Source organism: Streptomyces sp. 351MFTsu5.1, from assembly GCF_000383655.1.
Lineage (GTDB): Bacteria > Actinomycetota > Actinomycetes > Streptomycetales > Streptomycetaceae > Streptomyces > Streptomyces griseorubiginosus.
In genome coordinates, this window is sequence record NZ_KB911794.1 from 40,349 (window position 1) to 55,663 (window position 15,315).

11 protein-coding genes are annotated in these 15,315 nt (G+C 71.3%); 7 read left to right on the forward strand and 4 right to left on the reverse strand.

All coding sequences use genetic code 11. The features are described from left to right. Nucleotides 1-2 precede the first annotated feature (2 nt). The 5 genes from H295_RS0134055 to araD all read left to right on the forward strand — a co-directional run bounded on the left by H295_RS0134055 (nucleotide 3) and on the right by araD (nucleotide 8,055). A complete protein-coding gene (locus H295_RS0134055) occupies nucleotides 3-2,129 on the forward strand; it encodes a beta-galactosidase (protein ID WP_020139833.1) in 2,127 nt (708 codons plus the stop codon). Between the two features lie 88 nt (nucleotides 2,130-2,217). Continuing rightward, nucleotides 2,218-3,954, forward strand: coding sequence for an RICIN domain-containing protein (locus H295_RS0134060; RefSeq protein WP_020139834.1), 1,737 nt, complete (start codon nucleotides 2,218-2,220; stop codon nucleotides 3,952-3,954). 127 nt (nucleotides 3,955-4,081) lie between these two features. Then, entirely contained in the window at nucleotides 4,082-5,770 is a 1,689-nt protein-coding gene (araB, locus tag H295_RS0134065; RefSeq protein ID WP_030316117.1) for a ribulokinase, read from the forward strand. A 28-nt stretch (nucleotides 5,771-5,798) separates the two neighbouring features. Then, nucleotides 5,799-7,316 carry an L-arabinose isomerase gene (araA, locus tag H295_RS0134070; RefSeq protein ID WP_020139836.1) on the forward strand — a complete coding sequence of 506 codons (1,518 nt, stop codon included), beginning with the start codon at nucleotides 5,799-5,801 and terminating at the stop codon, nucleotides 7,314-7,316. Between the two features lie 31 nt (nucleotides 7,317-7,347). Then, entirely contained in the window at nucleotides 7,348-8,055 is a 708-nt protein-coding gene (gene araD, locus H295_RS0134075; protein ID WP_020139837.1) for an L-ribulose-5-phosphate 4-epimerase AraD, read from the forward strand. Between the two features lie 64 nt (nucleotides 8,056-8,119). On the opposite strand, the gene H295_RS0134080 is transcribed toward araD, so the two are convergent. The 3 genes from H295_RS0134080 to H295_RS0134090 form a co-directional block, all read right to left on the reverse strand. Then, complete coding sequence (locus tag H295_RS0134080) at nucleotides 8,120-8,740, reverse strand: HAD family hydrolase (protein ID WP_020139838.1); 621 nt, start codon at nucleotides 8,738-8,740, stop codon at nucleotides 8,120-8,122. A 30-nt stretch (nucleotides 8,741-8,770) separates the two neighbouring features. After that, nucleotides 8,771-9,760: an LLM class flavin-dependent oxidoreductase gene (locus tag H295_RS0134085; RefSeq protein WP_020139839.1), complete on the reverse strand. Its 990-nt coding sequence runs from the start codon at nucleotides 9,758-9,760 to the stop codon at nucleotides 8,771-8,773. A gap of 105 nt (nucleotides 9,761-9,865) precedes the next feature. Next, nucleotides 9,866-11,083 (reverse strand): MFS transporter, encoded by a 1,218-nt coding sequence (locus H295_RS0134090; protein WP_043218448.1) that lies wholly within the window; start codon nucleotides 11,081-11,083, stop codon nucleotides 9,866-9,868. Nucleotides 11,084-11,173: 90 nt separating this feature from the next. Here H295_RS0134090 and H295_RS0134095 point away from each other — a divergent pair, with 90 nt between their 5' ends. Then, nucleotides 11,174-11,935, forward strand: coding sequence for a DeoR/GlpR family DNA-binding transcription regulator (locus tag H295_RS0134095; RefSeq protein ID WP_020139841.1), 762 nt, complete (start codon nucleotides 11,174-11,176; stop codon nucleotides 11,933-11,935). 40 nt (nucleotides 11,936-11,975) lie between these two features. Here H295_RS0134095 and H295_RS0134100 read toward each other — a convergent pair whose 3' ends face one another. After that, nucleotides 11,976-13,556 (reverse strand): GMC family oxidoreductase, encoded by a 1,581-nt coding sequence (locus H295_RS0134100; protein ID WP_020139842.1) that lies wholly within the window; start codon nucleotides 13,554-13,556, stop codon nucleotides 11,976-11,978. Between the two features lie 172 nt (nucleotides 13,557-13,728). Between H295_RS0134100 and H295_RS0134105 the strand changes: the two genes are divergently transcribed. Continuing rightward, the gene (locus H295_RS0134105; RefSeq protein ID WP_020139843.1) at nucleotides 13,729-15,315 is read left to right on the forward strand and encodes a GMC oxidoreductase; all 1,587 of its coding nucleotides are present in this window, start codon (nucleotides 13,729-13,731) and stop codon (nucleotides 15,313-15,315) included.

Genomic DNA, 15,315 nt, shown 5'->3' on the forward strand with positions numbered 1-15,315 from the left:
CCATGGCGGCTCTGCCTGCCCGTGTCCTGTTCGGCGCCGCGTACTACCACGAGTACACCCCCGCCTACGACCCCCAACTCCAGCCGCACGAACGGCTGGAGACCGACCTGGACCTGATGGCCGAGGCGAACTTCACCGTCATCCGGGTCGGCGAGTCGGTCTGGTCGACCTGGGAGCCCCGCAACGGCCGCTTCGACCTGGACTGGCTCCAGCCCGTCCTCGACGGCGCCCACGAGCGCGGCATCTCCGTCATCCTCGGTACCCCGACGTACGCGGCACCGCCGTGGCTGGCCCGCCAGTACCCGGAGATCACCGCCGAGCGCGCCACCGGTCAGCGGATGGACTGGGGCACCCGGCAGGAGATCGACTTCACCCACCCCGCGTTCCGCTTCCACGCCGAGCGGGTGATCCGGAAGATCGCCGCACGCTACGCGGACCACCCGGCGGTCATCGGCTGGCAGGTCGACAACGAACCAGGTCTGCACCTCTTCCACAACCGCGGGGTCTTCCAGCGCTTCGTGGACCACCTGCGGGAGAGGTACGGCGACGTCGAGACCCTGAACCGCGAGTGGGGCCTGGTCTACTGGTCGCACCGGTTGTCCGACTGGTCCGACCTGTGGACCCCCGACGGCAACGAGCAGCCCCAGTACGACGTCGCCTGGCGGGAGTTCCAGGCCCGCCAGGTCACCGAGTTCATCGGCTGGCAGGCCGACATCGTCCGCGAGTACGCGCGCGAGGGGCAGTTCGTCACCACCTGCATCTCGTACACCCGCCAGGGGGTCTCCGACGACGAGCTAGCCGCCCGTCTCGACATCGCCTCCGGCAACCCGTACTACGACATGCAGGACGGCCTGCTGCTGCCCGACCCCACCCCCGACACCCACGAGCAGATCTGGAAGACCAGCGGCGTCTGGTCGATGTACCGGACCGCCGACTGGATGTTCTCCTCCCGCCAGGAGCCCTTCCTGGTCACCGAGACCAACGCCCAGAGCATCGGCTACGCCTGGGACAACCGGCCCGGCTACGACGGCCAGTGGCGCCAGGCCGCCTGGGCGCACGTGGCGCGCGGTGCCCGGATGATCGAGTACTGGCAGTGGCAGACCCTGCGCTTCGGCGCGGAGACCTACTGGGGCGGGGTCCTCCCGCACACCGGAAAGCCCGGCCGCACCTACGCCGAACTGGCCCGGCTGGGCGCGGAGTTCGAGAAGGCGGGCCCGCTGGTCGCCGGTCTCGAACCCGACGCCGACCTCACGCTGGTCTACTCGACGCCGAGCAAGTGGCTCATGGAGAAGTACCCGCCGCTCGCCACCCCCGACGGCCGTCCGGACGCCGCCGCCTACCACCGTCTCTTCGACCCCTTCTACCGCGGCGCCTTCGACGCCCGCCGCCAGGTGCGGATCGTGCACGCCCGGCAGCTGGGGGACCTCGCCCCGGAGGAGGCCGTACGACGCCACCCGGTCCTCGTGGTCCCGGCCCTCTACGTCGTCGACGACGCGACCCTCGACCGGCTGGCGGCCTACGCCGAGGCGGGCGGCCACCTGGTCCTCGGTCCCCGTACCGGCTACGCCGACCACGAGGCGAGGGCCCGGCTCACCCCGGCCCCCGGCCGTCTCGCCGACGCCGCGGGGGTGACGTACGACGAGTTCAGCAATCTGCACCAGGACGTGCCCGTGCGCCCGGCGCCGGACAGCCCGCTGCGGCTGTCGGAGTCGGCTGCCGCGACCCACTGGATCGAGTGCCTGAACCCCACCGGCGCCGAGGTGCTCGCCGGCTACGACCACCCGCACTTCGGCCGGTGGCCGGCGATCACCACCCGGGTGCACGGCGCGGGCCGGGTCACCACCGTCGGCACGGCACCGGGCCGCGAACTCGCCCGTGCGCTCGCCGAATGGCTGGCGCCCACCGCGAGCCACGCCTGGCAGGACCTCCCCGAGTCGGTCACGGCGACGACCGGCACCTCTCCCGACGGCCGTCGGGTCCACATCGTTCACAACTGGAGCTGGGAGTCCGCACGCGCGAGCGTCCCGGTCGACCTCTCCGACGTTCTGGACGGCACGTCCGTTCCCGCCGGCACGGAGCTGGCTCTCGGTCCCTGGGACGTCCGCGTGCTCATCACCGCAACACCGTGACATCCCCCGAGGAGGGGCAGTGAAGAAAAGAACCACAGCAAAGGCGCTGGGCAGTTCTCTTGCGGCGGCGGCACTGCTGACCGGCTCCATGGCCGGTGCACAGGCGTACAACCCGACCGGTGGGACCATGTACCAACTGGGCAGCGAGCCGTGCCTGAAGGGGCGCGGCAACTGCGCGGTCTACCCGAAGTCGGCCCAGCTGCCCGGCGGGCGGCTGGTCGCCTCGTTCGAGAAGTCAACGGTCGTGGCGTCCTCCGGCAGCGCGGCCGGGCAGACCCTCCCGGTCTACAAGAGCGACGACGACGGCACGAGCTGGCAGCCGCTGTCGGAGGTGAAGGCACCCGCGTACGCCTCCAAGGACCCCAAGTACGCCAAGTACACGAGCAACTGGACCAACCCGTACCTGTACGTCCTGCCGAGGAGCGTCAGCGGGATGAAGGCCGGCACCCTGCTCCTGGCGAGTGTCGTCTCCGGTGACGACTACTACTACAAGGAGCGCAAGGCGGCCGACCCGAACTGGACCCCGTCCAACGACGGCGACCGCAGTGACCTGGCCATCGCCCTGTACTCCAGTACGGATGACGGCAAGAGCTGGAAGATCCAGAACATCGTGGCGACCGCCGGCTGGCAGGGCGGCAGTGCGGGTGCGGTCGGGAGGAACGTCGCCGCGGCGAACAAGTACCAGCAGGTGGACCCGCTGTGGGAGCCGTACCTGATGGTCTACAAGGGCAAGCTGGTCTGCTACTACTCCGACGAGAACGACTACGTCGGCTTCGACCCCGTCACCGGCGTGCCCAGGAAGGACCCCGCCAACGACACGGCCACCGACTCGCACGGGCAGATCCTGGTGCACAGGACCTGGGACGGGCAAAGCGCCAAGTGGAGCGACCCCGTCGTCGACATCTCGGGGTCGGTGCAGGACATGGGCGGCGGCAAGACCGAGATCGGCGGCGGCCGGCCGGGCATGACCAACGTGGTCCCCACGTCGGACGGCCGCTGGATGCTCACCTTCGAGTACTGGGGCGGCGGGGCCAACACCCGCTATGTCATCGCCGACGACCCGCTGACGTTCTTCAAGGGCAGTCAGACGGGCATGTCGGTCGGCTCTCTGCCGGTCGTCTCCGGTTCCCGTCCGCTGACCGGCGGCGGCAGCCCGGTGCTGATCCGGCTGCCCGACGGGCGTCTCGTCTACAACGCGGCGAACAGCGGTGACGTGTGGGTCAACGACAGCGGCCGCAGCGACGGCGTCTGGACGGAGTACCAGACCACTTCCCCGGCGGGCTACAGCCGGAACCTCCAGTACGTCGACGGCACCGGCCGGGTCGCGATCCTCAACAACCAGGGCACGTCCACGATCGCCTTCGCGGAGGTCGACCTCGGTGACTCGGCCGGCACCTATTATCGGCTGGTCAACCGCAGGACCGGCCAGGTGATCGGCACCGGCAACAGGACCAACGACGCCAACCTCGGCAACGGGGACACGCCGGACGTAGTGCTGGAGGACTCCGGGGCGGCGGCGAATCCGGACACCCAGCAGTGGCACGTGGTCGACGAGCAGAACGGCGGGACCAGCCTGCTGAACAGGTCGGGCGGCCGTGCCGCCGCGATCTGGACCGGCAGTGCCACCGTCGGACAGCGCGTCGGCCAGTGGGTCGACAACAGCTCGACGGGCAGCTGGAACCTCGTCAAGACCTCCGACGGCTACTACAGGTTCCAGGCCGTCAAGAACACCGCGCTCTACCTGACCGGCGCCTCCGCGGGAGCGCCGCTGACCCTCCAGAACGCGACCGGTGACGGTTCGCAGGACTGGAAGCTCGTCCGCTAGACGGTGGTGGTGGTCCGGCGGTGAGGTCGGACCACCAGCATCTATCTGCCGTCCGGTGGTACGTGTCATACTCCCATGCAGAATATCGAACATCATTCGAAATATCGAACAGAAGGGTGATGTGAGGGTGAACGCCGACAACAGGGGACAGCAGCCTCAACCCGAAACCTACGTCGTGGGGATCGACTACGGAACACTGTCGGGGCGGGCCGTTGTGGTACGCGTCTCCGACGGCGCCGAACTGGCCGCCGCCGAGCACCCGTACACCCACGCCGTCCTCGACCGGCAGCTGCCCGACGGTACTGTACTGCCGCCCGACTGGGCGCTCCAGGTCCCCTCCGACTACATCGACGTCCTGCGGATCGCCGTCCCCGAGGCGGTGGCCCGCGCCGGTGTGCGACCGGAGCAGGTCATCGGCATCGGCACCGACTTCACCGCCTGCACGGTGCTGCCCGTGCTGGCCGACGGCACCCCCCTGTGCGAGCTGCCCGAGTACACCTCCCGCCCGCACGCCTACGTCAAGCTGTGGCGCCACCACGCCGCCCAGGCCCAGGCCGACCGCATCACGGACCTCGCCGTGGAGCGCAAGGAACCCTGGATCAAGCGCTACGGCGGGAAGATCTCCTCCGAGTGGGAGTTCGCCAAGGCGCTCCAACTCCTGGAGGAGGACCCCGAGATCTACGGCCGCACCGAGCGGTGGATCGAGGCGGCCGACTGGATCGTGTGGCGCCTGTCCGGCACCTACCTCCGCAACGCCTGCACCGCCGGCTACAAGGGCCAGTTCCAGGACGGCGTCTACCCCTCACCCGAATACCTCGCCGCACTCAACCCCGGCTTCGCCGACTTCGTCGCCGACAAGCTGGAGCACCCGATCGGACAACTCGGCGACCGCGCCGGCGGGTTGACGGCCGAGGCGGCGGCCTGGACCGGACTGCCGGAGGGCATCGCCGTCTGTGTCGGCAACGTCGACGCCCATGTCACCGCGCCCGCGGCGACCGCGGTCGAACCGGGCCGGATGGTCGCCATCATGGGCACCTCGACCTGCCATGTGATGAGCTCCGACCAGTGGGCCGAGGTGCCCGGCATGTGCGGCGTCGTCGACGGCGGCATCCTGCCCGGCCTGTGGGGCTACGAGGCGGGCCAGAGCGGCGTCGGCGACATCTTCGGCTGGTTCGTGCGCACCGGCTTCCCCGCCGGGTACGCCGAGGAGGCCGCAGCCCTCGGCCGCGACCCGCACGAGCACCTCACCGCGCTGGCGGCCGAACAGGCCGTGGGGGAGCACGGGTTGATCGCGCTGGACTGGCAGAGCGGCAACCGCAGCGTCCTGGTCGACCACGACCTCAGCGGCGTCGTCGTGGGCCTGACGCTGTCCACCCGCCCCGAGGACGTCTACCGCGCGCTGCTGGAGGCCACCGCCTTCGGCACCCGCACCATCATCGAGACGTTCACCGCCTCCGGGGTGCCCGTCGAGGAGCTGATCATCGCGGGCGGTCTGACGAAGAACGCGCTGCTGATGCAGATCTACGCCGACGTCACCCGCCTGCCCCTCGGCGTCATCGACTCCGCGCAGGGCCCCGCGCTGGGTTCGGCGATGCACGCCGCGGTCGCCGCGGGCGCCTACCCGGACATCAGGGCCGCGGCCCGGGCCATGGGCAAGGCCCGCCCCGCCGTCTACCTCCCGGACCCCGAGCGGGCGGCGGCCTACGACCGCCTCTTCGCCGAGTACCGGCTCCTGCACGACTACTTCGGCCGCGGCACCAACGAGGTCATGCACCGCCTGCGCCGGATCCGCGCCGAAGTCTCCGCCTCCTCCTGACCTGAACGCCTGAAAGGGACAGACCCCCATGGACAGCAACGCCCCCGCCTACCCCGATCACGAGATCTGGTTCCTCACCGGCAGTCAGGGCCTGTACGGCGACGACGTCCTGCGCCAGGTCGCCGACCAGTCCCGGAGCATCTCCGAGACCCTCGGCCGCCCCGGCAAGGTGCCGGTCAGGATCGTGTGGAAGCCGGTCCTGACCGACGCCGAGGCGATCCGCCGCATGTGCCAGGAGGCCTCCGCCTCCGACACCTGCGTCGGGGTGATCGCGTGGATGCACACCTTCTCCCCGGCGAAGATGTGGATCGCCGGCCTGAGCGCCCTCGACGTGCCGCTGCTGCACCTGCACACCCAGTACAACCTGTCGCTGCCCTGGCCGAGCATCGACATGGACTTCATGAACCTCAACCAGGCCGCCCACGGCGACCGCGAGTTCGGGCACATCGAGTCCCGGGTCGGCGTCGACCGCAAGATCGTCGCCGGTCACGCCACCGACCCGCGGGTGATCCGGCGGATCGCAGCCTGGGCCCGGGCCGCCGTCGCCCGCCAGGCCTCGCGCGGCCTGCGTCTCGCGCGCTTCGGCGACAACATGCGGGACGTCGCCGTCACCGAGGGCGACAAGGTCGAGGCCCAGATCCGCTTCGGCTTCTCCGTCAACACCTACGGCGTCAACGACCTGGTCGCCGTCGTCGACGAGGTCGAGGACAAGGCGGCGGCCGAACTCGCCGCCGAATACGTGGAGTTGTACGACGTCGTCCCGTCCCTGCGCCCCGGCGGCATCCGTCACGACTCCCTGCTGTACGCGGCCCGCCAGGAGATCGGCCTGCGCACCTTCCTCACCGAGGGCGGCTTCACCGCGTTCACCACCAACTTCGAGGACCTGGGCGGTCTGCGCCAGCTGCCCGGTCTCGCCGTGCAGCGGCTGATGGCGGACGGCTTCGGCTTCGGAGGCGAGGGCGACTGGAAGACCTCCGCGCTGCTGCGCACGCTGAAGGTCATGGGCCAGGGGCTGCCCGGCGGCACCTCCTTCATGGAGGACTACACCTACCACCTCGGTCCCGGCGAGCCCCGCATCCTCGGCGCGCACATGCTGGAGGTCTGCCCCTCCATCGCGGCCGACCGCCCCAGCTGCGAGATCCACCCGCTGTCCATCGGCGGCCGCGAGGACCCGGTCCGTCTGGTCTTCAACGCGGCCGAGGGCCCCGCCGTGGTCGTCGGCCTCTCCGACCTCGGGGACCGCTTCCGGCTCACCGCCAACGCCGTCGACGTCATCTCCCCCAACGAGCCGCTTCCCCAGCTCCCCGTCGCCCGGGCGGTGTGGAAGCCGCAGCCCTCGCTCGCCGAGTCCGCCGAGAGCTGGCTGCTGGCCGGCGCCCCGCACCACACGGTGCTGAGTTCCGCCGTCGACCTGGAGACGCTCACCGACTACGCGTCCATGACCGGCGTCGAACTGCTCACCATCGACAAGAACACCACCACCGACCAGTTCGCCAAGGAGATCCGGTGGAACGCCGCCTACCACCGCCTGGCCCAGGCCCTGTGACGGCCGCGCACCGGACTCCAGGAGAGACCCGATGACCGTAGAAGTCCGCCCCGGCCTCCGGCAGGAGGTCCTGGACGCCAACCTGACGATCCCCCAGGTCGGCCTCGCGACCCTGACGTGGGGCAACGTGAGCGGAGTCGACCGTGAGGCGGGGGTGTTCGTCATCAAGCCCTCGGGAGTGCCGTACGAGGACCTGACCATCGACCACCTCGTGACGGTACGGCTGTCCGACGGCGAGGTCGTCGACGGCGACCGGCGTCCCTCCACGGACACCGAGACCCACCGCTGCCTGTACCTGGCGTTCCCGTCGGTGGGCGGGGTGACCCACACCCACTCCACCCACGCGGTCGCCTTCGCCCAGGCCCGCCGGGACATACCGGTGCTCGGCACCACCCACGCCGACACCTTCAACGGGCCGGTCCCCGTCACCCCGGACCTGACCGCGGAGCAGTGCGCGAAGGACTACGAGTACAACACCGGGCGCGTCATCGTGGACCTCCTGGAGGAGGACGACCAGCGGGCGGTCGAGGTCCCGGCCGCGCTGGTCGCGAACCACGGCCCGTTCACCTGGGGGGCCACCGCCCGCAAGTCCCTGGAGCACGCGATCATCTGCGAGGCCGTGGCCGACATCGCCCTGCACACCCTGAGCCTGGGCGTGACCACACCCCCGCCCCCGCACCTCCTCGCCCGCCACTACACCCGCAAGCACGGCCCGGACGCCTACTACGGCAACCCGTGAGCCGGACGGGCCGCCGGGTGCGTGACGGCTCGTCACGCACCCGGCGGCCCCGCGGTACCCGCTCTCAGCGGGTCGGCAGCCAGGTGTCGACGACCTCCGCGAGTTCGCCCTGGCCGCGGAAGACATGCCCCCGCAGACCGACCGCCTGCGCGGCGCGGACGTTCTCCTCGCGGTCGTCGACGAAGAGGAAGTCGGCGGGAGCGGACCGCATCGCGACGACGCAGTGCTGGAAGGCGGCCGGGTCCGGCTTGGCCGCGCCGATCCGGCCGGAGAAGGCCACGTGGTCGAGGTCGTTCAGCCAGGGCTGGGCGGCGAGGAAGGCGTCCGCGTGGTCCGCGGGGATGTTGGACAGCAGGGCGACCCGGGCCCGCTCCCGCAGACCGAGCACGTAGCTGACCATGCTCTCGTCGACGCGGGACCAGCTGTCGATGTCGGTGAGCCGCAGCTCCTCGATCGTGGCCGCGTCGGCGGGGCGGGACAGCGCGTGCAGCACGTCGGTCCAGTACGCGGACGCGGTGTGCCGGCCGGCGTCGTAGGGCGGGCGATGGGCCCAGTAGGCCGTGGTGAAGTCGTCGGCGGAGACGCGGGCGCGGGCGGCCATCTTCTCCAGGGCGCCCGGGCGCTGATGGCGGGCTATGACCCCGAAGAGGTCGAAGAGCACGATGCTGCGGCGGTCGGTGGACATGCGGTTTCCTCGGGGCTCGGGGCGTTCGGTTCAGTGCCGGTGGGGCAGGGCACGGGCGAGCGAGTCCAGGGCGGCAAGCCGGTCTGGGCCCGCGGGGGCGAGGACGACGCTGGTCGCGCCGGCCGCGTGCCGGGCCTCGATCGCCGCACGGGCCTGGTCCGGGGTGCCGGAGATGCTCAGCGCCCGCACCCACTCGCCGGGCATCGTCCGGGCGAAGTGCCGGGCGTCGGGACAGGCGGCACGGTGGGCGCGCAGCTCCTCGGCGAACGGCAGCGGGGCGATGTGCGCGGCCCAGTCCGGCTCGCCCACCGTTTCCAGTGCTGCGCGGACCAGGGTCAGGGCAGCCTCCTCGTCGTCGTCCACGGCCGCGGCGTCGTAGACGACGATCTCCGGGGCGTTCGCGGCGGCGGGGCCCATGTTGCCGAGGGAAGCGGTGATGTACGCGGGTGCGGCCGGCTCGGCCAGCAGGAGCCCGTCGGCGACCTCGCCCGCGACCGCCTGCGACTTGGGGCCGCGGACCCCCAGGATCACCGGCGGGACGATGTCGGGGATCTCGGTGAGGACGACGCCCTCGCAGCGGACGTACCGGCCGTTGGCCGGGCCGGGCTCACCGGCGACAAGCAGGCGCAGCGCCCGCGTGTACTCCTTGATCAGGGTCAGGGGGCTGGCGGGCCAGGAGCCGACCTGGCGCATCCAGGCGGGCATGCCGTGGCCGATCCCGGCGATGACCCGGCCGGGGTGGAGCTGGGCGAGGGTGGCCAACTCCATCGCGGCGAACGCCACGTTGCGGGCGCCCGCGGGCAGGATGCCGATCCCGACGGTGAGGTTCGTGGTGGACGCGAGGACCGTGGCGGCCTGCGCGACACCGCCGCGCCAGCCGAGGTCCTCCACCACCCAGACCTGGTCGAAGCCCAGTTCCTCGGCACGCCGGACGTAGGGCAGCACCTCGGCCACGGGGAGATCGAGCGGAAGCATGACACCGACGCTGCGGTGGGCGGGGTGGGCGGGGGACGCGGGCATTCGGGGGCTCCTTCGGTCGGCCGGTGGCGTAACTCCCGGGCCTGGGCGGCCGGGTGGGGGAGAGCTTGTGCGGCACGGTTGTCAGGGACCGTGCCGCACAAGCGGTCAGTGGGGGGTGCCCGCCGTCTCGTGCGCGCGGGGCCCGTCGGCCGCCGCCTGCTCGCCCCGGCGCACGACGACCGGGCCGGTGCGCAGGACCCGGGCACCGGCGGCGGTGGTCACGCACAGCAGCGCCAGCAGGACGAAGGCGTGGCTGAGGGAGACGAGGTGGGTCAGCCAGCCGATGACGGCGGGGCCGGCGAGCATGCCGACGTAGCCGAGCCCGGCGACACGGGAGACGTTGGCCCCGGCGGCGGAGGGGTCGGTGTGCCCGGCCGCGCTGAACAGCTGCGGGATGCAGCCGGACAGGCCCAGGCCGAACAGCGCCCAGCCGGTGAACACCACCCACGTCCACGGGCCGACGATCACCAGGGTGATGCCGACGGCGGCCGCGCTCGCGCCGTACCGCAGGATCGCCACCGCGCCGAAGCGCAGGACGAGACGGTCGGCGAGGAGCCGGCCCAGGGTCATGGCGGCGGCGAAGGTGCCGTACGCGAAGGCCGCGGTGGTGGCGGGCGCGCCCATGACGTCCTTCAGGTGCAGGGCGCTCCAGTCGTTGGCGGCGCCCTCGCACAGCATGACCATCAGCGCCAGCCCGGCCAGCAGCCAGACCCGGCGGGGGGTGCTGCGGCGCCCGTCGGTCGCCGCCCTGCGGCCGGGCTTCCGGGCGGCGGGCAGCAGGGCGCGCGCCGACGCGACGGCCACGAGGACGCCCGTGGCTCCCACGGCGGCCATGCTCGTCGCCGGGTTCAGACCGAGGCCCGCCGCGCCCGCTCCGGCCAGCGCGGCGAGGACTCCGCCGACGGAGAACGTGGCGTGGAAGGCGGACATCACGGGGCGGCCGTACGCCTTCTCCACGTGCACGGCGTGGGCGTTCATGCTCACGTCCAGGCAGCCGTTGCAGAACCCGAAGACCAGCAGCGCGGCGGCGAGGGTCCACGGGTCCCGGGCCAGACCGGGCAGGAACAGGGTCACTCCGCACAGCACGCCCCCGGCCGGGACCACGGTGCGGGTGCCGAGGCGGTCGGTCAGGGGACCGGCCACCTGCATACCCGCGAAGGCCCCGACCCCGAGCACCACCAGCAGGCCGCCGAGCGCGGCGTGGCTGATGCCCACGCGCTCCTCGATCGCGGGGATGTGCACCACCCAGGTGCCGGTCAGGGTGCCGCACAGGACGAAGTAGACGTAGGTCGCCGCACGGGCGGCTCGCAGGGGGCGTTCCATGCCGTCCACCGTAACGAACATTGTTTGTGTTTGAAAGTCGAGTAAATGAACGCGTTGCTTGTTCGTTTCTTCGTGGTGTTCAATCGCCGTATGAGCTACGCAGACCGGCACGGGCTGATCGCGAAGGTCGTCCGGGACTCCGGGGGCGCCACCGTCCAGGAGCTGGCGGAACTGACCGGCGCCTCGGAGATGACCATCCGGCGGGACCTCGACACCCTCGCCGCCCAGGGAGTCCTGGAGCGCGTTCGCGGCGGGGCCCGCACCCTGCTGCTGCGGGGCGAGGAGCCGCCCTTCGCGCTGCGCGCCCATGAGGCGGTCGACGCCAAACGCCGGATCGCCGCCGAGATCTCCGCGCTGGTCGCCGACGGCGAGAGTGTCCTGCTGGACAGCGGCACCACCTGCCTGGAGGTCGCCCGTCTCCTGCGCGAGCGGCCGGTCACCGTGATGCCCCTGTCCCTCCAGGCCGTCCACCTGTTCGCCGAGGCACCCGGCCCGGCCACCCTGGTCGTGCCCGGCGGACAGCCACGCGCCTCCGAAGGAGCCCTCACCGGCCCCCTCACCCTCGCCTCCCTGGCTGCCCTGCGCTTCGACACCGCGGTCATCGGCTGCTGCGGGCTGACCGCGGCCGACGGGCTGACCGCCTACGACCTCGACGACGCCGCGGTGAAGAAGGCGGGCATGGCCTCCGCCCGCCGCGTCGTCGCCGCCGCCGACGGCAGCAAGCTCGGCCACACCGCCTACGCCTGGGTCGGCCCCGCCGCCCTCGTGCAGACCCTCGTCACGGACACCACCGCGCCCGCCGACGAGGTCACCGCGCTCGAAGCCGCCGGAACCGTCGTCCGGACCGTGTGACGGCACGCGCCCGGCAGCCTCGGCCCGCCCGTGCCCGGCCTCAGCCCGCGGACGCCCGGACGAACGCGGCGGCCCGCTCGCCGATCATGATGGCGGGGGCGTTGGTGTTCCCGGTGACCAGGGTCGGCATGACCGACGTGTCCGCCACCCGGACGTTCTCCAGCCCGAGCACCCGCAGTTCGTGGTCCACGACCTTGCCCATCATGCAGGTGCCCGACGGGTGGTAGAACGAGAACGACTGCGTGCGGATGAACTCGTCGATGTCCTGGTCGCGGTCCGACACGGGGGCGAGCCCGGCGTCGGCGGCCCCGCGCAGATCCGACTCCAGCAAGGACGTCAGCCGCTGCTCACGGGCGATGCGCATGCACAGCCGGACACCCTCGCGCAGCCTCCGGCGGTCGTCGGGGTCGTCCAGGTAGTTGTGGAAGATGCGCGGCTTGGCATAGGGGTGGGAGTGCCGCAGCCGCACCGAGCCGCGACTCGCGGGCCGCGCCACGTACGGCCCGAACGACATGCCCGGCTCCAGCGGCGCGGCCAGGCCCTCGTCGCGGACGATGCCCAGCGCCGCGTGCACCTGGATGTCCGGGGCGGGCACGTCGTCCCCCGAGCTGAAGAAGCCGCCGGTCTCGTTCCACGCCATCGGGCCGGTGCCCCGTTCCCGCAGCAGGCGCTCCTCCGCGGAGGTGTCCGCGCCGAGGAGCGGCTCGGTGTCGCTGAAGAAGCTGATGAAGCACCCGGTGTGGTCCTGCATGTTCCGGCCCACGTCCGGCAGGTCGTGCAGCGGGGTGATCCCGCCCGCGGCCAGTTCGTCGGCCGGACCGACACCGGACTGGAGGAGCAGGTGGGGCGAGTTGTACGCCCCGAGGGACAGCATGATCTCCCGGTCGGCGTGGATCGTCCGGACGGTGCCGAGGTGGTCGACCTCCAGGCCGGTGGCCCGTGAGCCCTCGAAGCTCAGCCGCAGCGCGGTCGTCGAGGGAAGCACGGTGAGGTTGGGACGGCCCGCGGCCGGCTCCAGGAACGCGATCGCACTGCTGCACCGCAGTCCGTTCCGCTGCGTGACCTGGTGGTAGCCGACGCCCTCCTGCTCGGCCCCGTTGAAGTCCGCGTTGTACTTGTGGCCCGCGTCCTGGGCCGCCTCCACCCATGCCGTCAGCAGCGGGTGCACCGAGTTCGGATTGCTGACGGTGAGGGGGCCGCCGACGCCGTGGAAGTCGTCCGCCCCGCGCTCGTTGTCCTCGGACTTCTTGAAGAACGGCAGGACGTCGTCGTACCCCCACCCCGGGTTGCCGAGCCGCTCCCAGGTGTCGTAGTCGTAGCGGTGGCCGCGGACGTACAGCATCGTGTTCATCGAGCTGGTGCCGCCGATCGCCCGGCCCCGGGGCAGATAGGCGCGGCGCCCGCCGAGCCGCGGTTCGGGTTCCGTCTCGAAGTCCCAGTCGAACGCGGTCTTGAGCTGCTGCGAGAACAGCGCGGGGATCTCGAACAGGCGGCCCTTGGCCGGCGGCCCCGCCTCGATCAGCGCGACCGTGACCTGCGGATCCTCGGACAGCCGGGCCGCCACCGCACAGCCTGCCGATCCGGCCCCGACCACGATGTAGTCGTACGATTCCCTGGCCATTTCGCCTCCACAAAGCTGGTTTCCGGAGAGGCTAGGGAGGCGGGGCTTCCTCGGCCCATGCACGAAGTGAGCAATTCCAACGGCAGTCGTTACCCGTTCCGTGCATGTGCTGCATCCGTGCCGCTGCTTAGGCTCTCTTCGAAATACCGTGGCAAAGAGGGGACCCCGACTCATGTCCGACCCGGTCCGCAAGGATTACACGCCCCCGGAGCTTCGGCCCGAGGCCCTCGTCTCCGTCGGCACGGCCGAGGAGATCAGCACCGATGTCCTGGTCATCGGCTCCGGCATGGGCGGTTCCGCGCTGGCCTGGGCGCTGAAGGACTCCGGTCTCGACGTGCTCGTGGCCGAACGGGGCCATTTCCTTCCCCGTGAACCCGAGAACTCGCAGCCGGCCGAGATGTACATCAAGGGCCGGTACAAGAACGCCGGTTATTGGTACGACGGCAGCAACGGCAAGCCGTTCGCACCGGGCGTGTATTACTGGGTGGGCGGCAACACCCGTTTCTACGGCGCGATGCTGCCCCGATTCCGGCGCAGCGACTTCACCGAGGTGGAACACCACGAGGGTGTCTCGCAGGCCTGGCCTTTCTCCTACGACGACCTGGAGCCCTTCTACACCGCCATGGAGGAGCTGCTCCAGGTGCACGGGCAGACCGGCGAGGACCCGACCGAGCCGCCCCGCTCCAAGCCCTACCCGTATCCGGCGCTCCAGCACGAACCGGAGATCGAGCGGTTCTCCCGGTCGCTGCGCCGGCAGGGCCTGCACCCGTTCCACACCCCGAACGCCCTGAACATCAGCACCCAGGCCGACCGCGCCGCCGTCACGACCGCCGACGGCTGTCCGGACGAGACCGGCATGAAGTCCGACGCCGAGAACCGGCTCCTGCTGCCCGCGCTGAGCGACGGCGTGCGGATCCTCACGGGTGCGGAGATCACCCGGCTGATCACCTCGCCCGACGGCCGGAAGGTCGTCGCCGCCGAGGCACGGCACGAGGGCCGGATCATCCGGATCAACGCCAAGTCGTTCGCCCTCGCCGGAGGTGCCGTCAACTCGGCCGCCCTGCTGCTGCGTTCGGGCGGTGACGCGCACCCCCAGGGGCTCGGCAACTCGTCGGGGCTGCTGGGCCGCAACTACATGGTCCACAACAGCACGTTCTTCGTCGGGGTGAACCCGCTGCGGACCAACCCCACCAAGTGGCAGAAGACGCTCGGCCTGAACGACTTCTACGAGGCCGGACCGGGCACGAGCTTCCCGCTCGGGAACCTCCAGATGCTGGGCAAGCTCCAGGCGCCCATGCTGAAGCCCGCGCGTCCCTGGGCGCCGACCTGGGCCCTGAAGCTCATGGCGGCCCGGAGCCTCGACATCTACCTGACGACGGAGGACCTCCCGTCCCGGGACAACCGGGTCCGGGTGGACGGCGACCGCATCCTCATCGACTGGACGCCGACCAACCTCGCGCCCCACCACGAACTCGTGCGCCGGGTGACCCGTGCGGTCCGCAAGGCCGGCTACCCGCTGATCTTCACCCAGCGCATGGGCATCGAGACCAACTCCCACATGTGCGGAACGGCCGTCTCCGGCCACGACCCGGCGCGCAGCGTGCTCGACCCCCTGTGCCGCAGCCATGACGTCGAGAACCTCTGGGTGACCGACGCGTCGTTCTTCCCGTCCTCCGCGGCCCTCAACCCGGCCCTGACGATCGGAGCGAACGCCCTGCGGATCGCCCCGGCCCTGGCGAGGGCGACGAAGACGCCGTAG

Excerpts from the sequence above, each read along its gene's own strand:
- H295_RS0134060 (WP_020139834.1), top strand. The coding sequence starts at position 2,218 with ATGGCCGGTGCACAGGCGTACAACCCGACCGGTGGGACCATGTACCAA.
- H295_RS0134055 (WP_020139833.1), top strand. The coding sequence starts at position 3 with ATGGCGGCTCTGCCTGCCCGTGTCCTGTTCGGCGCCGCGTACTACCAC.
- H295_RS0134095 (WP_020139841.1), top strand. The coding sequence starts at position 11,174 with ATGAGCTACGCAGACCGGCACGGGCTGATCGCGAAGGTCGTCCGGGAC.
- H295_RS0134090 (WP_043218448.1), bottom strand. The coding sequence starts at position 11,083 with ATGGAACGCCCCCTGCGAGCCGCCCGTGCGGCGACCTACGTCTACTTC.
- araA (WP_020139836.1), top strand. The coding sequence starts at position 5,799 with ATGGACAGCAACGCCCCCGCCTACCCCGATCACGAGATCTGGTTCCTC.
- araD (WP_020139837.1), top strand. The coding sequence starts at position 7,348 with ATGACCGTAGAAGTCCGCCCCGGCCTCCGGCAGGAGGTCCTGGACGCC.
- H295_RS0134105 (WP_020139843.1), top strand. The coding sequence starts at position 13,729 with ATGTCCGACCCGGTCCGCAAGGATTACACGCCCCCGGAGCTTCGGCCC.
- H295_RS0134085 (WP_020139839.1), bottom strand. The coding sequence starts at position 9,760 with ATGCCCGCGTCCCCCGCCCACCCCGCCCACCGCAGCGTCGGTGTCATG.
- H295_RS0134080 (WP_020139838.1), bottom strand. The coding sequence starts at position 8,740 with ATGTCCACCGACCGCCGCAGCATCGTGCTCTTCGACCTCTTCGGGGTC.
- H295_RS0134100 (WP_020139842.1), bottom strand. The coding sequence starts at position 13,556 with ATGGCCAGGGAATCGTACGACTACATCGTGGTCGGGGCCGGATCGGCA.